This is a genomic window from Janibacter alkaliphilus (genome assembly GCF_013408565.1).
In the GTDB taxonomy this organism is placed as follows: domain Bacteria; phylum Actinomycetota; class Actinomycetes; order Actinomycetales; family Dermatophilaceae; genus Janibacter; species Janibacter alkaliphilus.
Genome location: NZ_JACBZX010000001.1, coordinates 248,702 through 268,915 on the forward strand (window position 1 = coordinate 248,702; position 20,214 = coordinate 268,915).

The following is a 20,214-nucleotide window of genomic DNA, read 5'->3' on the forward strand; positions in this document are numbered from 1 at the left end:
TGGCGCCAGGCAGACGCTCAGGCGTGCATGGTCCGCCACTCGTGCTCGTCGCCGACCACCTCGGCCTCCTCGCCCCCGCCGGGCAGCCCGGGCATGCCGAGGTCGACCACGGCCGAGGAGTGGGTGAAGCGGGTGACCGCCGGGGTGCGCGCCGCCACCGGCTCGATCCGCCGGTAGGCCTCGCCCGGCGCCGGCCGCGGGTCGGCCTCGCCGCGGTTGGGCCACAGCGAGAAGGCGCGCTCGGCCTGCGCGGTGATCGTCAGCGACGGGTTGACGCCGAGGTTGGCCGAGACGGCGGAGCCGTCGACGACCGAGATCTCGGGGTGCCCCCACAGCCGGTGGTAGGGGTCGACGACGCCGGTCTCCGGGGAGTCGCCGATCGGCGCGCCGCCGAGGAAGTGCGCGGTCAGCGGGATGTCGAAGGCCTCGCTCCACGTCCCACCGGGGTGGAAGGGGATGCCGATCCGCTCGGCCAGCCGGCCGGCCAGCGCGCGGATGCTCTGGTGTCCGGCGGCGATGTAGGTCGGGTTCGGCTCGCCGTGCCCCTGCCGCGAGGTGAGCCGGCGCCGCCCGAGCCGGCGGGTCAGCGAGGTGCTCAGCGAGTTGTCCAGCGACTGCATGACCAGCCCGATGACGGTGCTGTCGGCGAAGTGGGTGCCCGGCGGGAACCACGCCCGCAGCGCCGGCAGGTTGCGCGGCAGCTCCCCGAGCAGCTTGACCACCCGCGGGGTGCGGCCGGTGCGCGGCGGCGCCAGCAGCGTGGTCAGCAGGCCCATCGCGTCCGAGCCCTGGCCGTAGCGGACGTTCTCGACGTGGGTGTCCTTGTCGGGGTGGAAGGAGGCGGTGATGGCCACCCCCTTCGTCAGGGCGTCGTCCCCGCCCGGCGGGGTCTCGGCCAGCGCCCCGACGAGCGCCTCGGAGTTGGTCCGGGTCAGCTCGCCCATCCGGTCGCTGATCCGCGGCAGCTCGCCCTCCTCGCGCATCTCGTGCAGCAGGTGCTGGGTGCCCCAGGTGCCGGCGGCGAGCACGACGTGCCGTGCGGTGAGCACCCGCGCGCCGGCGTCACCACGGTCGTCGGTGGCCTCGTGGCGCACCCGGTAGACCGGCTGCCCCGCAGCCTCGCCCCCGGCTGCGGGGGCGACGCCCAGCCGGGTGACGGTGCGCAGCGGCCGCACCTCGACACCGAGGCCCTCGGCGAGGGCCAGGTAGTTCTTGACCAGGGTGTTCTTGGCGCCGACCCGGCAGCCGACCATGCAGTTGCCGCACTCGGTGCAGCTGGACCGCTCCGGCCCGGCCCCGCCGAAGTAGGGGTCGGCGACGGTCTCGCCAGCCCGCTGGGGATCGTCGGCGAAGAACACCCCGACCGGCGTCTTGCGGTAGGTGTCGGCGACGCCCATGTCCGCGGCCGCGTCCCGCATGGCCTCCTCGACCGGTCCCTCGCAGGGGTTGGTGACCACGCCGAGCATGCTCTGACCGATCGCGTAGTGCGGCGCGAGCTCGTCCTGCCAGTCGGTGATGTGCCCCCACTGCCGGTCGCGGAAGAACGGCTCCGGCGGCACGTAGAGGGTGTTGGCGTAGTTCAGCGAGCCGCCGCCGACGCCGGCCCCGGCGAGGATCATGACGTCCTTGAGCATGTGGATGCGCTGCACCCCGTAGCAGCCCAGCCGCGGCGCCCAGAGGAAGTTCTTCAGGTCCCAGCTGGTGGCGGCGAAGTCGCTGTCGGCGAAGCGGCGGCCCGCCTCGAGGACGACGACCCGGTAGCCCTTCTCGGCCAGCCGCAGCGCGGCCACCGACCCGCCGAAGCCGGAGCCGATGACGACGACGTCGGTGTCGGTGTCGCGGGTATCGGTCTCGCGTGCGTCGGCGTCGTGGGCGTCGGCGTCGTGAGCGTCGGCGGCGGCCGTGCTCATGAGCGCCCGACCGCCTTGAGCGCCCGCAGCCCGAGGGACATGACCTTGGCGTAGCCGCGGTCGGAGAGGCCGAAGGCGGGAGCGATCGGCATGACGTGCTGGGCGGTGACGTTCTGGCTCTCGGTGTACTTCAGGATGCCCTCGGCGCCGTGCCGCCGGCCCATCCCGGAGGCCTTCATCCCGCCCATCGGGGCGGCCATGCTGCCCCAGGCCGCGGCGTAGGCCTCGTTGATGTTGACCGTGCCGGTCTGGATCCGTGCGGCCAGCGCCCGGCCGCGGCGCACGTCCCGGGTCCACACCGAGGCGTTCAGCCCGTACTCGGTGTCGTTGGCCAGGGCCACCGCGGCGTCGTCGTCGGCCACCCGGTAGAGCGAGACGACCGGGCCGAAGGTCTCCTCGTCGCGGCAGGTCATCGCGGCGGTGACCCCCTCGAGGACGGTCGGGGCGTAGGCGTAGGGCCCGACCTCCGGCAGCGCCCGGCCGCCGACCCGGACGGTGGCCCCCTTCGCCACGGCGTCGGCGACGTGCTCCTCCACGGTGGCCAGCTGCTCGGGCGAGACCAGGCTGCCCATGTCCGGGCCGTACTCCAGCGCGCTGCTGACCTGCATGTCGCTGACCGCGGCGACGAAGCGCGGGACGAAGCGGTCGTAGACCGACTCGTGCACGAGCACGCGCTCGGTGGAGATGCACAGCTGCCCGGCAGAGGAGAAGCAGGCCCGCACCGCACCGTCGACGGCGGCGTCGAGGTCGGCGTCGTCGGCGATGTAGACGGAGTTCTTGCCGCCCAGCTCGAGGCTGAAGGAGGTCAGCCGCTCCGCCGCGGACATGGCGACCCGCCGTCCGGTGGCCGTGGATCCGGTGAAGCAGACGTAGTCGGCCTGGTCGACGATCGCCTGGCCTGCCTCGCTGCCGCTGCCGAGGACGACCTGGAGCACGTCGTGGGGCAGGCCGGCCTGGTGCAGCAGGTCGATGGCGGCGAGGGCGGTGACCGAGCCCTGCATGTCTGGGCGCAGCACGACGGCGTTGCCGGCCATGAGCGCCGGGACGGCGTCGGTGATCGCCAGGCTCAGCGGGTAGTTCCACGGGGAGACGATGCCGACGGCGCCCTTCGGGTGGTGCAGCAGGCGGGCCTGGCTGAGCACCGGGAGGGCCCCGGCGAGGCGCTCCGGGCGCAGGTACCGCTCGGCCGCGCGGGCGTAGTGCCGGGTGGCGATGGCCACGTCGGCGACCTCCTCGAAGGCGTGCCGGCGCGCCTTGCCCGACTCCAGCTGGACGAGGTCGAGCAGCTCGACCTGGTGGGCGAGGACCAGGTCGTGGAAGCGCAGCATGATCCGCTCGCGCTCGGCGACCGGGGTGCGCGCCCAGCGGCGCTGGCCGGCGCGGGCCGCGGCCATCGCGCGGGTGACGTCCTCGGTGGTGGACATCGGCAGCGTGGCGATCGGACCGCCGGTCATCGGCGAGGTGCGGGTGAAGGTCTCGGCGCGACCTCCGGCGACCACGCGCGCAGCCAGGCGACGGACCCGGGCGGGGTCGACGGCGAAGGTGGCGCTCGGGTCGAGCTCGGGATCGGCGATGATCTCAGAGGTCATTACCGAAGAGTAGGTCGAGCACCCGGGGGATGCCAGTGGTGCCCGTCACGTGAGCGCCTGCGTCGGCCCGGATACCTCCACCGACGAGACGAGCAGCGGGTGGAGGTGATGGCACGCGCCCCACCGCGTCCAGATACCTCCACCGAGAACCCCCTTCGTCCGGGTGGAGGTGACGGCACGCGCAACTGCCCGGGCAGTTGCACCCAAGGGCGGTCAAATGCCCGGGCAGTTGCGCAACAGGGCGGTCAGTTGCCCGGGCAGTTGCGGATGGCAGTCGTCAAATGCCCGGGCAGTTGCGGATGGCAGCCGTGATTTGCCCGGGCAGCTGCGGATGAGGTGGGGGGAGGTCAGCTGGGCTGGTGCGGGGCGACGACCACGTCGATCCGCTGCAGCTCCTTGACGTCGGTGTAGCCGGTGGTGGCCATCGCCCGGCGCAGCGCGCCCATGAGGTTGGTCGTCCCGTCCGAGCCACGGCTGGGGCCGAAGAGCACCTCCTGCAGCGGCGCCGCCGAGCCGACCTCGACCCGGGCCCCGCGCGGCAGCTCGCCGTGGTGCGCCTCCGGCCCCCAGTGGAAGCCGCGCCCCGGGGCGTCGGTGGCCCGCGCCAGCGCCGCCCCGAGCATGACCGCGTCGGCGCCGCAGGCGATCGCCTTGACGATGTCGCCGCTGGTGCCCAGCCCGCCGTCGGCGATGACGTGCACGTAGCGGCCGCCGGACTCGTCGAGGTAGTCGCGCCGCGCGGCGGCGACGTCGGCCACCGCGCTGGCCATCGGGGCGTGGATGCCCAGCGTGGTGCGGGTGGTGTGCGCCGCTCCCCCGCCGAAGCCGACGAGCACCCCCGCCGCACCTGTGCGCATGAGGTGCAGCGCCGCGGTGTACCCCGCCGCGCCGCCGACGATGACCGGCACGTCGAGCTCGTAGATGAAGCGCTTGAGGTTCAGCGGCTCGTGCCGGCTGCTGACGTGCTCGGCCGAGACGGTGGTGCCGCGGATGACGAAGAGGTCGACGCCCGCCTCGACGACGGTGCGCCAGTGCTGCTGGGTTCGCTGCGGGCTGAGCGCCCCGGCGACGGTCACCCCGGACTCGCGGATCTCCCGCAGCCGCTCGGTGATGAGCTCCGGCTGGATCTCGGCGGCGTAGATCTCCTGCATCCGGGCGGTGGCCACGGCCGGGTCGAGGGTGGCGATCTCGGCGAGCAGCGGCTCCGGGTCCTCGTAGCGGCTCCACAGCCCCTCGAGGTCGAGCACGCCGAGACCGCCGGCGCGGCCCACGGCGATGGCGGTGGCCGGGGACATCACCGAGTCCATCGGGGCGGCGATGACCGGCATGTCGAAGTGGTAGGCGTCGATCTGCCAGTCGAGCGAGACCTCCTGCGGGTCACGGGTACGCCGGCTGGGCAGCACCGCGATGTCGTCGAAGGAGTAGGCGCGCAGCCCGCGCTTGCCTCGGCCGATCTCGATCTCGTTCACCGGGCCAGCCTAGAGGTGACGCCGCCGCACCCCGCCGACCGGGCGCCACCCTGCCCCTGGCGCACCAGCCCCGCGCTTTCGTCGGTCGGGGAATAGGAACCGCCGACGCAGCCTTGACGGTGACGCGGCACTGCGGCCGCCACCCCTCATGACCCCTTCGCCCAAGGAGACCTCTGTGTCTGCACCCGCGACCGGCGCTGCCGCCGGCGGTGGCGCCCCCGAGAAGATCGACGCCGCCGTGCTCAAGGTGGCCGGGGTCGTCGTCCTCGGCGCGATCATGTCGATCCTCGACATCACCGTCGTCAACGTCGCCCTCCCGCACTTCCAGACGGACCTGGCCGACGGCCCGCAGCCGCTGGCCTACTCCACCGTCGCCTGGACCGTGACCGCCTACACCCTGGCGCTGGCCACGGTCATCCCGCTGACCGGCTGGGCCGCCGACCGCTTCGGCACCAAGCGGCTCTACCTCACCGCGGTCACCCTCTTCACCGTCGGCTCGGTGGCCTGCGGCTTCGCCAGCAGCATCGAGATGCTCATCGCCTTCCGGGTGCTGCAGGGCCTCGGCGGCGGCATGCTCATGCCGCTCGGGATGACGATCATGACCCGCGCCGCCGGCCCCGACCGGATCGGCCGGCTCATGGCCATCCTCGGCATCCCCATGCTGCTCGGCCCGATCGGCGGCCCGATCCTCGGCGGCTGGCTCATCGACAACGCCCACTGGCTGGACCGGCCGAGCTGGAGCTGGATCTTCCTCATCAACCTGCCGCTGGGCATCGCCGCCTTCGCCTACGCCTCGGTCGTCCTGCCCAAGGACAGCGCCAAGCCCACCGAGTCGCTCGACATCGTCGGCCTGCTGCTGATGTCCCCCGGCCTGGCGGCCGTGCTCTACGGGGTCTCGACGATCCCGGACGAGGGCACCATCACCTCGAGCTCGGTGCTGATCCCGATCGCCGTCGGGGTGGCCCTGCTGGCCGCCTTCGGCTGGTGGTCCTTCCGGCCGGAGCACCCGCTGATCGACCTGCGGCTCTTCTCCGACCGCAGCTACAGCATCGCCGCGCTGACGATGTTCCTCTTCGCCACCGCCTTCTTCGGCGGGCTGCTGCTCATGCCGACGTACTTCCAGGAGGTCCGCGGCGAGGACACCTTCAGCGCCGGGCTGCTCATCGCCCCGCAGGGCATCGGCGCGATGCTGACCATGCCGATCGCCGGCGCCCTGGTCGACCGCTACCCCGTCGGGCGCATCGCCCCGGTCGGGATCGCGCTGATCACCCTGGGCATGCTCGGGCTGACCCAGATCGACGCCGAGACGAGCTACTGGGGCTACCTCATCCCGGTGCTCTTCGTCATGGGTCTGGGCATGGGCGCGACGATGATGCCGCTGATGACCTCGGCGCTGAAGACGCTGACAGCCTCCCGGGTGGCCCGCGGCTCGACGACGCTGAACATCATCCAGCAGATCGCCAGCTCGGTCGGCGTGGCCATCGCCTCGGTGCTGCTGACCAACGGCTTCCGCGACCGGCCGCTGATCGCCCAGGCGCAGCAGTACGGCGAGGCCGCCGACGGGGTCAGCGACCCCAGCCGGATGCAGGAGATCCTGGCCCGCTTCCCCGAGGTGGCCCAGGTGGTCGCCCAGTACGCCACCGACCCGCAGGCGGCCGCCGCCGCCCTGACCTCTGCGGTGCGCAGCGACATGGCCGAGGCCTTCGCGCACACCTACTGGGTCTCGGCCGGGCTGTGCGTGCTCACCCTGCTGGTCTCGCTGCTGCTGCCGCGGCGGCGCCAGCCGAGCCGGATGCTCGACGAGGGCGAGGGCGAGGCCCAGGAGCCGGTGCTCGTGCACTGAGCCTGATCCGCTCCCGCCGCTCGCGGCGTTCGCGGCCCCGCGAGCGGCGGGAGCAACCGGGGCCTGTCGTACGTTGGACCCGGAGACACCTGCCTCAGAGAAGGAGATCAGGACATGAGGTTCAAGAAGGCCGCGGCGCTCTTCGGTGCCGCCGAGATGGCTCGCTCCTGGGTCCGCAAGAACCCGGACGCGGCGCGTCGCTACATCGACAAGGCCAGCAGCACGGTGGACAAGCGCACCGGCGGCAAGTACTCGAGCAAGATCACCGGCGCCTCGGACGCGGCCAAGAAGGCCGTGGCGAAGGAGAGCGGCACCAGCCAGGCCTCCTCCGCGACCGTCCCGGGCAGCACCACCGGCGGTCAGGGCACGGGTGGTCAGGGCACGGGCGGTCAGGGCACCGGCACCACGCCCCCGCCGCCCGGCCAGAGCTCGACCAGCTGAGGCTCGACCGGCCGATATCGCCGCACGGCGCCGTCACCCCTTCCCGGGTGGCGGCGCCGTCGTCGTGCCCGGGGTCGTCATGCCCGAGGTCGTCGTGCCCGGGTGCGTGCCGGACGACCAGGTCAGCTCGCGCGCCGCAGCGCCTGCTCAGACCTCGGTGTCGGCGAGCACCCGCAGCGCGTTGCCGTGGGTCAGGGCGGCCAGGTCCGCCTCCGACCAGCCCCGCTCGGCGAGCGCCGCGACCAGCCGCGGATAGGTGGAGACGTCCTCGAGCCCGACCGGGGTCTCGTCGACCCCGTCGTAGTCCGCGCCGATCCCGACGTGCGCGACCCCGACGACCTCGCGCAGGTGCTCCAGGTGGGCCACCACGTCCGCGAGGGTGGCCACCGGGTCCGGGACGACATCGGTGCGCCCGAGCGTCTCGTCGGCCCGCGCCTGGTTGACGAACTTCGGCACGACGTTGGCCATGACCACCCCGCCGTTGCCGGGGATGCGCGCCAGCACGTCGTCCGGGACGTTGCGCGGGTGGTCGGTGACCGCCCGCGCCCCGGAGTGGCTGAAGACGACCGGCCGCGAGGTGGTGTCGAGGGCGTCGTGCATCGTCTCGGCGCTGACATGGGAGAGGTCGACCATGACGCCCAGGGCGTTCATCCGGGTGACCACCTCCCGGCCGAAGGGGGTGAGCCCGCCGTGCACCCGCTCGTCGGTGGCCGAGTCGGCCCAGCCGGTGTTCTCGTTGTGCGTCAGGGTCATGTACCGCACCCCGCGCCCGGCGAAGGCGGCCAGGTGGTCCAGGGAGTCGGCGATGCAGTGCCCGCCCTCCATCCCGGTCAGCGCGGCGTGGTGCCCGCGCGACCAGATCGCCGTGACGTCGGCCGCGGTGCGGGCCAGCTCGATCTCCGGGTAGCGCCGGCTCATGGCCTCGACGAAGTCGATCTGCTCGTGGGTCGCGGCCACCGCCGCCTCCCCCTGCAGCTCGCACGGCACCCACACCGACCACAGCTGGGCCGCCAGCCCGCCGGCGCGCATCCGCGGCAGGTCGGTGTGCAGCGCCGGCTGCGGCTCGGCCAGGTCGCACCGGTCGAGGTCGTAGCCGGCCAGCTCGCGGTGGTGCCAGGGCAGGTCGTTGTGGCCGTCGAGGACGCGGAGACCGGAACCGAACGCCATGCGCCGGAGTCTTGCATGCTGGGGTCATGCAGGCTGCACGCACCGGGACCCACGACGCCCTCACCGACGTGCCGGGGATCCGGGTCGGTCACGCCACCCGGGACGAGCCGGGCTGGCTGACCGGGACCACGGTCGTGCTGCCGCCGCCCGGGACCGTCGGGGGCATCGATGTGCGCGGGGGCGGGCCCGGCACCCGGGAGAGCGACCTGCTCGACCCGCGGCACCTCGTCGACGCGGTGGACGCCGTCGTCCTCACCGGGGGCAGCGCCTTCGGCCTGGGCACCGCGGACGGGGTGATGGCCGAGCTCTTCGCCCAGGGACGTGGGTGGCCGGCCGGCCAGACCCCGGAGCAGGTGGTGCCGATCGTCCCGGCGATGGTCCTCTTCGACCTCGGCCGGGGCGGCACCTGGGAGCACCACCCCGGCCCGGACGACGGCCGCGCCGCCGTCCTGGCCGCCACCGACGGGCCGGTGCCGGTGGGGTCGGTCGGGGCGGGCTGCGGCGCCGCCGCCGGCGGGCTGCGCGGCGGGATCGGCACGGCCAGCGCGGTGCTCGAGGACGGCACCACGGTGGCCGCGCTGGTGGCCTGCAACGCCCTGGGATCACCGCTCGCGGCGGACGGTCGGCTGCTCGCCCACCCGTCGCTGAGCCCGGCCGAGCAGGCGGCGCTGGGCGAGCCCGACCCGGACCGGGTGGCCGAGCACCGGCGCCGCCGGGCGCAGGCCGCGGCCGCGCTGCGGGCCGGGACGGCGACGACGATCGGGGTGGTGGCCACCGACGCCGACCTCGACAAGGCCGGCTGCAGCATGCTCGCCCGGGTGGCCCACGACGGGCTGGCCCGGGCGGTCTCCCCGGTGCACACCGCCTTCGACGGGGACACCTTCGTCGGCCTGTCCACCCGGGCCCGCGGGCGTCCCGACCCGCTCACCGTGGTCGAGCTGCAGACCGAGGCGGCGCACTGCGTCACCCGTGCCGTGGCCCGGGCCCTGCTCGCGGTCACGACGCTGGACCGCAGCGAGGCCGCCGGTGAGGTGCTGACCGCCTACCGCGACCTGCTGCGACCGGCCGACCCGCAGTGAGGGCTCAGAGGTCGGAGAGGTCCGCCATGCTGGGCCCGGGATCGCGGGGCCCGTCGGTGCGCACGTACCGCAGCTCGCGCCGCCCGAGCCACCAGCAGCCGAGCAGCAGGGCGGCGCTGATCGGTCCGACGACGGCCATCGTCGCGCCGCGCTCGGCCACCGCGACGAAGAGGCACAGCGCGGAGACGAGACCGACCGCCAGGCAGATGATGGCGAGGTAGAGGGCCAGCGAGGCGCGGGTGGCCGCGGACCGCATCCGCCGGTGCGCGACCAGCTCGGACATCAGGCCGAGGATCCACGCGAGCGGCAGCAGCAGGAAGGCGAGCAGACCCCACTCACGGGCACCGCCGAGCTGCTCGCTGAGCAGGGCCAGGCCCAGCGACACCGGCAGCCAGAGCACGACGCACCACCACGCCGCGCGCCGCAGCCGGTGCACCCGCTCGCGCGCGGGCCCGACCGGCAGCACCGTCATCGGTGCGCCGAGGTGCGACATGTCCCGGCGCTCGGCGGCCTCCCGCCGACCGCCGTCGTCGACCGACCGGCGGGCCTCCTCGGCCGCAGCACCCACGGCGGCACCCGCACCGTCGTCGGCGGCACCCGCACCGTCACGCGGGGTCCTGGTCCCGGCCAGCTCGGCGCGCCGTCTGGCCACCTCCCGCTCCCGCGCGACTCGTCGCTCCTCGGCGTCGGCGAGGTAGCGGAAGCGCTGCACCTCGTGCTCCGGCGAGCCGCGGTGGATGCTCAGGGTGCGCCCGGTGGTGGGGTCGGTGATGCTCTCCCGCTGTCGCCACTGGTCCCAGATCGAGCGGCCGCCCATGAGCAGGACGGCGGCCGCGAAGATCCCGAAGAGGACGAGCGTGACGACCGGGTGCGGCTCCGCCTCGACGTCGCCCTCGACGAGCATCCGGCCCAGCACCCCGAGGGCCTGGGCCAGCGGGTACATCAGGAGGGTGACGACGAGCAGCCCGGCGAGGTTGAGGGCCAGCCAGCCGCCCGTGCGCTCCTGGCGCTCCCCGGTCTGCACGTCAGCGCGCTTCCGGGGCGGGCCGGTCCACGGGGTCAGCCGCCGACGGAGTAGTTCGGGGCCTCGACGATGCCCTGGATGTCGTGCGGGTGCGACTCGCGCAGCGAGGCCGACGTGATCCGGACGAACTGCCCCTTCTGCTGCAGCTCGGGCACCGTCCCGGCCCCGACGTAGAACATCGACTGGCGCAGCCCACCGACCATCTGGTGAGCCACCTGGGCCAGCGTGCCGCGGTAGGCCACCCGCCCCTCGATGCCCTCGGGGACGATCTGGTCGTCGGAGGTGATCTCGGCCTGGAAGTAGCGGTCCTTGGAGTAGGACTTCTTGCCGCGGCTGCTCATCGCGCCGAGGCTGCCCATCCCCCGGTAGGCCTTGTACTGCTTGCCGGCGACGAAGATCAGCTCGCCGGGGCTCTCCTCGCAGCCGGCCAGCAGCGAGCCGATCATCACCGACTCGGCGCCGGCGACGATCGCCTTGGCGATGTCGCCGGAGTGCTGCAGGCCGCCGTCGGCGATCACCGGCACCCCGGCGGGGCGGCAGGCCAGCGCGGCGTCGTGCACCGCGGTGATCTGCGGGGCACCGACCCCGGTGACCACCCGGGTGGTGCAGATGGAGCCGGGCCCCACGCCCACCTTCACCGCGTCCACCCCGGCGTCGACGAAGGCCTGGGCCCCCTCGCGGGTGGCGATGTTGCCGCCGATGACCTGGACGTGGCGGGTGGCCGGGTCCTGCTTGAGCCGGCGGATCATGTCGATGAGCAGCCGGACGTGACCGTGGGCGGTGTCGGCGACGAGCACGTCCACCCCGGCGTCGATGAGCCGGGTGGCCCGCTCCCAGGAGTCGCCGAAGTAGCCGATCGCCGCGCCGACGAGCAGCCGGCCCTGGTCGTCCTTGCTGGCGTTCGGGAACTGCTCGCTCTTGACGAAGTCCTTGACCGTGATCAGCCCGGCCAGCCGGCCGGCGTCGTCGACGATCGGCAGCCGCTCGCGCTTGTGCTGGCGCAGCAGCGTGGTCGCGTCCTCGCGGCTGATCCCCACCGGGGCGGTGATCAGCGGCATCGGGGTCATCACGTCGCGCACCAGGGTGGAGGACCACTCGGCGACCGGGGTGAAGCGCAGGTCGCGGTTGGTGATGATCCCGATGAGCGTCTCGTCGTCCTCGACGACCGGCAGCCCGGAGACCCGGTACTCGCCGCAGCGGCGGTCCAGCTCCTCCAGCGTCGCGCCGGGGCCGATGGTGACCGGGTTGGAGATCATCCCGGTCTGGGTCCGCTTGACGAGGTCCACCTGGTAGGCCTGGTCCTCGATCGAGAGGTTGCGGTGCAGCACCCCGATCCCGCCCTGGCGAGCCATGGCGATGGCCATCCGGGACTCGGTGACGGTGTCCATCGCCGCCGAGATCAGCGGGGCGCGCAGGGTCAGCTCGCGGGTGAGCCGGGTGGAGGTGTCCAGGTCGCCGGGAGCGAGCTCGCTGTAGCCGGGCAGCAGCAGGACGTCGTCGTAGGTGAGGCCGACCTTGGCGAAGGGGGCGGGGACCCCGGTCGTCTCGTCACGGTCGCCGGACGGAGCAAGATCCATCGTCCGATGATATCCGGGCCACGCGCGTGCTCCCGACCCCGTCCGGGCCTGCGGAGGGCGACGTGAGGCAGGTCACCGGCCTTGACCGTTCCTTGACCCTCCCATGGGGAGATCCGGGGATCCTTGGGGGAATCCTTACTCCTCACGGGGTGCTCCGGCCCGCACCGCTTCTTAGCGTTGAGCCGACCAGGGGCGCCCCGCCAGGGGCGGCCCCGTCGAGCCCGAGGGGGACTGACGAATGGGTGAGCCGACGCAGCTGCCGGGCCCGGTGGCCGACAGGTGGGAGTGGCAGTACGAGGGTGCCTGCCGGGCCACGGGCAGCGAGCTCTTCTACCACCCGGAGGGTGAGCGGGGGGCCAAGCGCCGGATGCGCGACGCCAGCGCCAAGGAGATCTGCGCCGGCTGCCCGGTGCTGCAGCAGTGCCGCGACCACAGCATCGCCATCCGCGAGCCCTTCGGCGTCTGGGGTGGCCTGACCGAGGACGAGCGCGCCCGGGCGATCGCCGCTGCCGAGCGGACGGCCACCCGCCTGGCCGGCTGAACCAGGCACCACGAGGGCCCACTGACCGCGCCGGAGCACCGGCGCCCACGACCGGCGCGGCCGCCCCTGCCAGGGTGGGGCGGCCGCGCCTCCTCGTGCCACGAGCCTGCCGGGGCACGCACGGTCGGCTCGTGACGAGGGTGCCCGGCCTACCCGGCCTACCCTGGAGCGGTGAGCGCACCGCAGGAGATCTCCATCCGTGACGACCGGATCCGGCTGGGTCAGCTGCTCAAGCTGGCCGGGCTCGTCGAGGACGGCGTCATGGCCCGCGAGCTGATCCAGCAGGGCGAGGTGCTCCTGGACGGCGAGGTCGAGACCCGCCGCGGGGCGCAGGTGCGCCCCGGCCAGGTGGTCTCGCTCGGCGGCGAGGAGGTGCTCGTGCGCCAGGGCGAGCCGGAGGTCGACGTCCCCTGGTGAACCCTCACCCGGTGTGGTGCACCTCCTGCAGGCCGTAGACCGGGGTGTCGATCCCCTCGAGCCGGGCCTTGAGCTGCAGCGCCAGGTACAGCGAGTAGTGCCGTGACTGGTGCAGGTTGCCGCCGTGCATCCACAGGTTCTCGACCTGGGTGGGCTTCCACATGTTGCGCTGCTCGCCCTCCCACGGCCCGGGGTCCTTCGTGGTGTCGGACCCGATCCCCCAGCACTTGCCGAGGCGGTCGGCGGTCTCCGGGTCGACCAGGTCGGCCACCCAGCCGTTCATCGAGCTGTAGCCGGTCGCCAGCACCACCACGTCGGCCGGCAGCCGGGTCCCGTCCTCCAGGACGACCGCGTCCTCGGTGAGGTGGTCGATCTGCCCGTGCACCAGCGCCACCTCGCCGTCGGCGACGAGCTCGGCGGCGCCCACGTCGATGTAGTAGCCGGAGCCGCGGCGCAGGTACTTCATGAAGAGCCCGGAGCCGTCGTCGCCCCAGTCGTGCCAGAAGCCGGCCGCCTCCAGCCGCGCGTAGAAGTCCTTGTCCTGCTCGGCCATGGTCTCGTAGGCGGGGATCTGGAAGGCGGGCATGATCCGGTACGGGATCGACGCGAAGATGAGGTCGGCCTTCTCGGTGGTGATCCCGGCGGCCAGGGCCCGCTCGGAGTACAGGTCTCCCAGCCCGTGCTCCATGAGGCTGTGGCTCTTGACGATGTGCGTCGACGAGCGCTGCACCATGGTCACCTCGGCGTCGTGCTCCCACAGCGCCCCGCAGATGTCGAAGGCCGAGTTGTTGCTGCCGATGACCACCACCTTCTTGCCGGCGTACGCGTCCGGTCCCGGGTGTGCGGACGAGTGGTGCAGGTCGCCGGCGAAGTCCTCCGCCCCGTCGATCTCGGGGAGCCGCGGCTTGCCGGACATCCCGGTGGCGAAGACGACGTGCTCGGGCGTCAGGGTGAGCCGCTCGCCGTCACGATCCACCTCCACCCGCCAGCGCTGGTCCTGCTCGGACCACGTGGCCCGCTGCACGGTGGTGCTCGACCAGTAGGGCACCTCCATGATCGAGACGTAGGACTCCAGCCAGTCGCCGATCTTGTCCTTGGGGGCGAAGACCGGCCAGGTGTCCGGGAACTTCAGGTACGGCAGGTGGTCGTACCAGACCGGGTCGTGCAGGCACAGGGACTTGTACCGCTGGCGCCACTGGTCCCCCGGCCGGGAGTGCCGGTCGACGACCAGCGCGGGCACGTCCAGCTGTCGCAGCCGGGCGCCGAGCGCGATCAAGCCCTGCCCGCCGCCGATGACCAGCACGTAGGGCTGCTCGGTGACGCCGAGCGCGTCGGTCTCCTGCTGACGCCGTTCCTTCCAGGTGATCCGCTCCTTGTCGGCGCCGTGCGCAGCGCCCATGGGGCGGTGGGTGCCCCGCGGCTCCTCGTGCCCGGTGAGCTCGTAGAGCGCGGTGAGCAGCGTCCAGCCACGGTCCTGCCCGTCCTCCTGCACCAGACGCAGCAGCCCGTAGCCGCGGCCGACCGACGTCTCGAAGGCGATCCAGGCCGTCACCACCCCGTCGGCGAGCTCGGGTGCCTCGGTCACCGTGAAGCCGTGCGGGGAGACCCGGTCGGCGACGGCCGCGACCAGGTCGGCGACGCCGCTGCGGCCCTCCACGGTCTTGAGGTTCCAGGTGAAGGCGACCAGGTCTCGCCAGTAGCTGTCGGTGGCGAAGAGGCCGGCCGCCGCCTCCGGGTCGGCCGCGGAGAGCGCGCGCTCGAAGCGGTCCAGCCACTGCTGGGTCCGCGTCAGCGGGTCTCCCGGAGCCTCGTCCGTGCGGGCGGTGGCGTCGACGGTCTGGGTCATGGCTACCTCCTGATCAGCCCGGCGCGGCGCTGCGCCGGGTGCTGAGCCGACCACGCCCGGCACCGGGGGCGACAGGGTTGCAGGAGGTTGCACGGGCCGCTCCCTGTCCTGCGGCGCCGCACCGCCCTATCCTCGGAGGCAGGAAGGACCCCATGTCGATCACCGCCAGCGACCACGGCGCGGTGGCGCCGGGCACCGACCTGCGGCTGCGGGCGCACGAGCTCCGCAGCATGCACGACGCCGTGCTCTCCGGCAGCCGACCGGCGCAGCACCCGCGCGCCCTGGTGTCCCGGTCGTGGCAGCGGGTGCTGGCCGCTGGACTGCCCGCCGACCGTTCCGGCGAGCGGGAGCCGACCCCCTTCGCCGAGGTCGAGCGGCGCCGGCACGACTCCCCGCTGCACCTGGTCATCGACGAGCTGCGCAGGGTGCTCACCTCGGTGGCCGATGCCTCCCACTTCCTCATGGTCGTCACCGATCCAGACGGCGTCGTGCTCTGGCGGGAGGGCTCGGCCGCGGTCCGGCACCAGGCCGACCGGCTGGGCTTCCTAGAGGGCGCGGTGTGGACCGAGACCCAGGTCGGCACGAACGCCATCGGGACCGCCCTGGCGGAGGGGTGCCCGGTCGAGCTCTTCTCCGCGGAGCACTTCCAGCAGGCCCAGCACCCCTGGTACTGCAGCGCCTGGCCGATGCACGACCCGCGGACCGGGCAGCTGCTGGGTGTGGTCGACGTCTCCGGGCCGGCGCTGACCCTGCACCCGGCGATCCGCGCTCTCGTCGAGAGCGCGGTCCGCCTGGCCCGCGCCCGGCTGGTCGAGCTGCACCGCGAGCAGCTGTCCCGGCTGCGTCGACGCACCGAGCCGCTGCTCGCCGGGGGGCACGGTCCGGTGCTGGTCGTCGACGACGAGGGATGGGTCGCGCACCATCGCGGGATGGCCGCGCCCGAGCGGGTGGAGGCTCCGGCCGGGGACCGCTGCCTGCTCGTCCCCGGCCTGGGCCGGTGCCGCCCGGAGCGGCTCGACGTGGGGTGGGTGCTGCGGCCGGAGGCCAGCGGTCAGAGGGTGGTCGCGCACCTGCACCGCGGCACCGGCCGGCTGCAGGTCGTCTCCGGGGAGGGCGACTGGCAGGTGGTCCTCAGCCGCCGCCGCACCGACCTGCTTAGCTGCCTGGCCGGCGCCGGGGAGGACGGGCTGTCGGCCGCACAGCTGAGCCTCGCGGTCTACGGCGACACCACCCACGTGGTGACGGTGCGCGCCGAGGTCTCCCGGCTGCGCCGGCAGGTGGGCGGGCTGGTGGCCTCCTCGCCCTACCGGGTGGCCGCGGGGGTCACCCTCAGCACGACGGGCTGAGACTCACCCGTCGGCGAGCATCCAGTCGAGAGCCTCCTCGACGTGGATCGCCGTCGTGTCGTGCAGCGGCACCCCGACGTCGTCCGGCTCCAGCAGCAGGCTCAGCTCGGTGCCGGCGAGCACGACCGCCTCGGCGCCGCGGTCGACCAGACCCTGGGCGACCCGGCGGAAGACCTTGCGCGAGGAGTCGTGGATGACCCCGTGGACGAGCTCGTCGTAGATGATCCGGTCGACCTCGTCGATCTCCGGCTCGTCCGGGCGCAGCACCTCCAGCCCGTGCTGCTGCAGCGGGCCGACGTAGAAGTCGGCGCGGGTGGTGGTGGCGGTGGCCAGCAGCCCGATCTTGTGCTGGCGGCTGGCCTGCACCCGGCGGGCGGCGGCCTCGGCGATGTGGATGAAGGGGATGTCCACGCTGCCGGCCACCTGGTCGGCGACGGCGTGCATGGTGTTCGCCGCGAGCAGCATGCCCTCGGCCCCGGCGCGCTCCAGGCCCTGCGCGGCGTCGCTGAGGATCTGCGCCATCGCGTCCCAGTCGCCCTCGCGCTCGGCGGCGTCCACCGGGGCGAAGTCGACGCTGCTGACCAGCACCCGGGCACCGTGCAGCCCGCCGAGGCGGTGCTCCACCCCTTCGTTGAGCAGGCGGTAGTACTCCGCCGTCGCCGACCAGCCCAGGCCTCCGATGACACCGAGGAGCTTCATGCCCCCCACCCTACGGAACGGCGCGGACCGGGGAGGGCGCGACCGGAGGGTGAACACCCGGCGGGCGCCGGGACCCCGCTGCCTACAGTGGTGCCCGTGAAGGTGCTGCTGCTGGAGAACATCCACGAGGTCGCTCACGAGGCGCTGGTCGACGCCGGCTACACGGTCGACACCCGCTCCGGGGCGCTCGACGAGACCGAGCTCATCGAGGCGCTCGAGGGCGTCGACATGCTCGGCATCCGGTCCAAGACCCAGATCACCGCCGAGGTGCTGCGCGCCCGGCCCGAGCTGCAGGCGATCGGTGCCTTCTGCATCGGCACCAACCAGATCGACCTGGAGGAGGCGGCCCAGGCCGGGACCGTCGTCTTCAACGCCCCCTTCTCCAACACCCGCAGCGTCGTCGAGCTGGCGATGGCCGAGATCATCTCGATGGCCCGCCACCTCACCGACAAGAACGCCGCGCTGCACGCCGGCGTCTGGGACAAGTCGGCGAAGGGGGCCCACGAGGTCCGCGGCCGCAGCCTGGGCATCGTCGGCTACGGCAACATCGGCAGCCAGCTCTCGGTGATCGCCGAGGCCTTCGGCATGCACGTCAGCTACTACGACCTCGACGACAAGCTGCCGCTGGGCAACGCGCGCCGCTGCGACAGCCTCGAGGAGCTGCTGCAGTCCTGCGAGACGGTCACCCTGCACGTCGACGGGCGCAACGGCAACGCCGGCAACTTCGGCGCCGAGCAGTTCGCGCTGATGCGTCCGCGCAGCCTCTTCCTCAACCTCTCCCGCGGATTCGTCGTCGACCTCGAGGCGCTGCGGGACAGTCTCGTCAGCGGGCACGTCGCCGGCGCCGCGGTGGACGTCTTCCCGAGCGAGCCGAAGTCGGCCGGGGACCCCTTCACCTCGTGCCTGCAGGGCCTGCCGAACGTCATCCTCACCCCGCACGTCGGCGGCTCCACCGAGGAGGCGCAGTACGACATCGGGCGCTACGTCTCGGCCAAGCTGCGTGACTACCAGAGCACCGGGGCGACGACCATGTCGGTCAACGTGCCCGGGGTGACCGCCCCCCAGGCGGTCGGCGACACCCGGATCCTGCACCTGCACCGCAACGTGCCGGGGGTGCTGGCCCGGGTCAACACGATCCTCTCCGAGGGCGGCGCCAACATCGACGGCCAGCAGCTGTCGACGAAGGGCGAGTACGGCTACGCCGTCACCGACCTCGCCGGGTCGGTGGACCAGGCGGTCGTCGACCGGCTGCGCGCGCTGGAGGAGACCGTCGAGGTCCGCCTCATCAGCACGCTCTGAACGACAGCACGCTCTGAGGGACGCGCTCGGAGGCGGCTCGTCGCTCAGCTCGCGGCGACCTCGGGCTCGGCCCGACGCTCCCCCAGCAGCGCAGCCACCCGCCGCGGCGGGCGCTGGGCCAGCACCAGCCCGGCCAGCACGACCCCTGCGCCGGCGAGCTCGAGCAGGCTGGGCTGCTCGCCGCGCACCGCCCAGCCGAGCAGCAGCGCCACCGGCGGCACCGCCAGCACCCAGGAGACGACCCGCGAGCTCGGGTAGCGGTGCATCAGCGAGTAGAAGATGCCGTAGCCGACCAGGGTGGAGACCACCGCGGTCCACAGCGCCGAGACCAGCGGCCGCCAGCCGAGATCGGTGACGGTGGCCACGACGACCGCCGGCCCGTCGACCACCAGCGACAGCGCGATCATCGGCAGCGGCACGACGAGCGAGGACCAGACGACGAGGCCGAGACCGCCGGAGACGCCGCGGGCCCGGACGAGCACGTTGCCGGCGGCCCAGCTGAGCCCGGCGAGCAGGCACAGCGCGAAGGGGACGAGGCTCGCCGAGGCCTGCCCGGCCGCGACGGGCACCATCCCGACGAGAGCGAGGGCGATGCCGGCGGCGACGGTGCGGCTCACCCGCTCCCCCAGGACCAGCGCGGCGCCGAGGATGGTCAGCGGCACCTGGACCTGCAGCACGAGCGCGGCCATGCCGCTGGGCATACCCAGGTGCAGCGCGAGGTAGAGGAAGCCGAACTGGCCCACCGAGATGCCCGCGCCGACCCCGGCCAGCACCCACCAGGACACCGCCGGGCGGGGCACGAGCAGGATCGCCGGCAGCAGCACGAGGAGGAAGCGCAGCGCGGCGAAGAGGAAGGGCGGGACCCCTTCGAGGCCCCAGTCCATGACGATGAAGTTGCTGCCCCAGATGAGGGCCATCAGGGCAGCGAGGGCGGTGTCACGGCGGGTCATGAGAGCCATCCTCACGCGCCGATCCATGCAGCACCAGCGAATGATCGCACCTAGATCCATGTACGGTGAGTACATGATGGATCTGGCGGCGGTGAGCACCCTGCGCGCGGTGGCCGAGCACGGCACGGTGATCGCCGCGGCCGAGGCGATCGGGTACACCCCCAGCGCCGTCTCCCAGCAGGTCAAACGCCTGGAGCGCCAGCTCGGGCTGCCGCTGCTGGAGCGGGTCGGCCGCGGGGTGATGCTCACCGACCACGGGCGCCAGCTGTGCGAGGCCGGCGGCGAGGTGCTCGCCCACGTCGAGGCCGTGCAGGCACGCATCCACGCCGAGGTGGGGCAGGTCAGCGGCCACCTGCGGGTGGCCGCCTTCTCCACGGCGATCCGCGGCATGCTGGCGCCGGTGGCCAGCCGGCTGCTGCGCGAGCACCCCGGGCTCGAGCTGACCCTGACCGACACCGAGCCCTGGGCCGCGGTCGACGTCGTCGCCTCCGGCCGGGCGGAGATCGGCGTCGCCCACTCCTGGGGCGAGATGGCCCTGGTCATCCCCGAGCACGTCGTGGCCACCCCGGTGCACCACGACATCGCCGACGTCGTCGTGCCGGCGGAGCACCCGCTCGCCGAGCAGACCGAGGTGGCCGCGGCCGCACTCGTGGAGGAACGCTGGGTGGCCACCCCGGAGGGCACGATCTGCCGGCAGTGGCTGGACCACATGCACGGCCTGGCCGGGCGCCGCCCGCGGGTGACGCACGTCTCGCCCGAGTACGACGTGCACCTGGCGATGGTTGCGGCCGGCCTGGGCGTGGCGCTGGTGCCGCGGATGGGGCGCTCGCCGCTGCCCGAGGCCACCCGGGCGCTGCGGGTGCGCGACCCGGAGCCCACCCGTGAGGTGGTCGCCCTGCACCGCCGCTCGATGACCAGCTCCCCCGCCGTGCAGGCCGTCGTCGAGGCCCTGGCTGCGGGCTGAGAACGACGACGGGGGCGGCCCACCGGTGAGGTGGTGCCGCCCCCGTCGGGGTC

The 20,214-nt window shown here is 73.4% G+C and carries 17 protein-coding genes; 8 read left to right on the forward strand and 9 right to left on the reverse strand.

Annotated features, from left to right (window positions below):
• Window positions 1-17: 17 nt before the first annotated feature.
• From BJY28_RS01150 to BJY28_RS01160, 3 genes are all read right to left on the reverse strand, one after another.
• A complete protein-coding gene (locus tag BJY28_RS01150; RefSeq protein ID WP_179461380.1) occupies window positions 18-1,910 on the reverse strand; it encodes an FAD-dependent oxidoreductase in 1,893 nt (630 codons plus the stop codon).
• Entirely contained in the window at window positions 1,907-3,499 is a 1,593-nt protein-coding gene (locus BJY28_RS01155) for a succinic semialdehyde dehydrogenase (protein WP_179461381.1), read from the reverse strand. Before BJY28_RS01155 ends, BJY28_RS01150 begins: the two co-directional genes overlap by 4 nt.
• Window positions 3,500-3,846: 347 nt before the next feature.
• Window positions 3,847-4,968, reverse strand: a complete 1,122-nt coding sequence (locus tag BJY28_RS01160; RefSeq protein ID WP_179461382.1) for a GuaB3 family IMP dehydrogenase-related protein — start codon at window positions 4,966-4,968, stop codon at window positions 3,847-3,849.
• A 175-nt stretch (window positions 4,969-5,143) separates the two neighbouring features.
• Between BJY28_RS01160 and BJY28_RS01165 the strand changes: the two genes are divergently transcribed.
• Together BJY28_RS01165 and BJY28_RS01170 are read left to right on the forward strand one after the other, a co-directional pair.
• A complete protein-coding gene (locus BJY28_RS01165; protein ID WP_343036899.1) occupies window positions 5,144-6,811 on the forward strand; it encodes a DHA2 family efflux MFS transporter permease subunit in 1,668 nt (555 codons plus the stop codon).
• Window positions 6,812-6,925: 114 nt separating this feature from the next.
• Window positions 6,926-7,252, forward strand: coding sequence for an antitoxin (locus BJY28_RS01170; protein ID WP_179461384.1), 327 nt, complete (start codon window positions 6,926-6,928; stop codon window positions 7,250-7,252).
• 147 nt (window positions 7,253-7,399) lie between these two features.
• On the opposite strand, the gene BJY28_RS01175 is transcribed toward BJY28_RS01170, so the two are convergent.
• On the reverse strand, window positions 7,400-8,419 hold the full coding sequence (locus tag BJY28_RS01175) for a dipeptidase (protein ID WP_179461385.1): 1,020 nt from the start codon (window positions 8,417-8,419) through the stop codon (window positions 7,400-7,402).
• Window positions 8,420-8,445: 26 nt separating this feature from the next.
• On the opposite strand from BJY28_RS01175, the gene BJY28_RS01180 reads away from it, so the two are divergent.
• Window positions 8,446-9,498, forward strand: a complete 1,053-nt coding sequence (locus tag BJY28_RS01180) for a P1 family peptidase (protein ID WP_179461386.1) — start codon at window positions 8,446-8,448, stop codon at window positions 9,496-9,498.
• 4 nt (window positions 9,499-9,502) lie between these two features.
• On the opposite strand, the gene BJY28_RS01185 is transcribed toward BJY28_RS01180, so the two are convergent.
• Both BJY28_RS01185 and guaB read right to left on the reverse strand, forming a co-directional pair.
• Window positions 9,503-10,522 (reverse strand): hypothetical protein, encoded by a 1,020-nt coding sequence (locus BJY28_RS01185; RefSeq protein ID WP_179461387.1) that lies wholly within the window; start codon window positions 10,520-10,522, stop codon window positions 9,503-9,505.
• Between the two features lie 35 nt (window positions 10,523-10,557).
• Window positions 10,558-12,099 (reverse strand): IMP dehydrogenase, encoded by a 1,542-nt coding sequence (gene guaB, locus BJY28_RS01190; protein ID WP_179461388.1) that lies wholly within the window; start codon window positions 12,097-12,099, stop codon window positions 10,558-10,560.
• A 238-nt stretch (window positions 12,100-12,337) separates the two neighbouring features.
• Here guaB and BJY28_RS01195 point away from each other — a divergent pair, with 238 nt between their 5' ends.
• Together BJY28_RS01195 and BJY28_RS01200 are read left to right on the forward strand one after the other, a co-directional pair.
• Window positions 12,338-12,640 (forward strand): WhiB family transcriptional regulator, encoded by a 303-nt coding sequence (locus BJY28_RS01195; RefSeq protein WP_179461389.1) that lies wholly within the window; start codon window positions 12,338-12,340, stop codon window positions 12,638-12,640.
• A gap of 171 nt (window positions 12,641-12,811) precedes the next feature.
• Window positions 12,812-13,057, forward strand: coding sequence for an RNA-binding S4 domain-containing protein (locus tag BJY28_RS01200; protein ID WP_179461390.1), 246 nt, complete (start codon window positions 12,812-12,814; stop codon window positions 13,055-13,057).
• A 4-nt stretch (window positions 13,058-13,061) separates the two neighbouring features.
• Here the strand turns inward: BJY28_RS01200 and BJY28_RS01205 are convergent, their stop codons facing one another.
• Complete coding sequence (locus BJY28_RS01205) at window positions 13,062-14,903, reverse strand: NAD(P)/FAD-dependent oxidoreductase (RefSeq protein WP_179461391.1); 1,842 nt, start codon at window positions 14,901-14,903, stop codon at window positions 13,062-13,064.
• Window positions 14,904-15,055: 152 nt separating this feature from the next.
• On the opposite strand from BJY28_RS01205, the gene BJY28_RS01210 reads away from it, so the two are divergent.
• A complete protein-coding gene (locus BJY28_RS01210) occupies window positions 15,056-16,249 on the forward strand; it encodes a GAF domain-containing protein (protein WP_179461392.1) in 1,194 nt (397 codons plus the stop codon).
• A gap of 3 nt (window positions 16,250-16,252) precedes the next feature.
• Here BJY28_RS01210 and BJY28_RS01215 read toward each other — a convergent pair whose 3' ends face one another.
• Complete coding sequence (locus BJY28_RS01215) at window positions 16,253-16,948, reverse strand: aspartate/glutamate racemase family protein (protein WP_179461393.1); 696 nt, start codon at window positions 16,946-16,948, stop codon at window positions 16,253-16,255.
• A gap of 96 nt (window positions 16,949-17,044) precedes the next feature.
• Between BJY28_RS01215 and serA the strand changes: the two genes are divergently transcribed.
• Window positions 17,045-18,247, forward strand: coding sequence for a phosphoglycerate dehydrogenase (gene serA, locus BJY28_RS01220; RefSeq protein ID WP_179461394.1), 1,203 nt, complete (start codon window positions 17,045-17,047; stop codon window positions 18,245-18,247).
• 44 nt (window positions 18,248-18,291) lie between these two features.
• On the opposite strand, the gene BJY28_RS01225 is transcribed toward serA, so the two are convergent.
• Window positions 18,292-19,197: an EamA family transporter gene (locus BJY28_RS01225; RefSeq protein ID WP_179461395.1), complete on the reverse strand. Its 906-nt coding sequence runs from the start codon at window positions 19,195-19,197 to the stop codon at window positions 18,292-18,294.
• A 73-nt stretch (window positions 19,198-19,270) separates the two neighbouring features.
• On the opposite strand from BJY28_RS01225, the gene BJY28_RS01230 reads away from it, so the two are divergent.
• A complete protein-coding gene (locus BJY28_RS01230; protein WP_179461396.1) occupies window positions 19,271-20,161 on the forward strand; it encodes a LysR family transcriptional regulator in 891 nt (296 codons plus the stop codon).
• Window positions 20,162-20,214 lie beyond the last annotated feature (53 nt).

Excerpts from the sequence above, each read along its gene's own strand:
- BJY28_RS01170 (WP_179461384.1), top strand. The coding sequence starts at position 6,926 with ATGAGGTTCAAGAAGGCCGCGGCGCTCTTCGGTGCCGCCGAGATGGCT.
- BJY28_RS01215 (WP_179461393.1), bottom strand. The coding sequence starts at position 16,948 with ATGAAGCTCCTCGGTGTCATCGGAGGCCTGGGCTGGTCGGCGACGGCG.
- guaB (WP_179461388.1), bottom strand. The coding sequence starts at position 12,099 with ATGGATCTTGCTCCGTCCGGCGACCGTGACGAGACGACCGGGGTCCCC.
- BJY28_RS01225 (WP_179461395.1), bottom strand. The coding sequence starts at position 19,197 with ATGACCCGCCGTGACACCGCCCTCGCTGCCCTGATGGCCCTCATCTGG.
- BJY28_RS01180 (WP_179461386.1), top strand. The coding sequence starts at position 8,446 with ATGCAGGCTGCACGCACCGGGACCCACGACGCCCTCACCGACGTGCCG.
- BJY28_RS01175 (WP_179461385.1), bottom strand. The coding sequence starts at position 8,419 with ATGGCGTTCGGTTCCGGTCTCCGCGTCCTCGACGGCCACAACGACCTG.
- BJY28_RS01230 (WP_179461396.1), top strand. The coding sequence starts at position 19,271 with ATGATGGATCTGGCGGCGGTGAGCACCCTGCGCGCGGTGGCCGAGCAC.
- BJY28_RS01150 (WP_179461380.1), bottom strand. The coding sequence starts at position 1,910 with ATGAGCACGGCCGCCGCCGACGCTCACGACGCCGACGCCCACGACGCC.
- BJY28_RS01155 (WP_179461381.1), bottom strand. The coding sequence starts at position 3,499 with ATGACCTCTGAGATCATCGCCGATCCCGAGCTCGACCCGAGCGCCACC.
- BJY28_RS01205 (WP_179461391.1), bottom strand. The coding sequence starts at position 14,903 with ATGACCCAGACCGTCGACGCCACCGCCCGCACGGACGAGGCTCCGGGA.
- BJY28_RS01195 (WP_179461389.1), top strand. The coding sequence starts at position 12,338 with ATGGGTGAGCCGACGCAGCTGCCGGGCCCGGTGGCCGACAGGTGGGAG.
- BJY28_RS01210 (WP_179461392.1), top strand. The coding sequence starts at position 15,056 with ATGTCGATCACCGCCAGCGACCACGGCGCGGTGGCGCCGGGCACCGAC.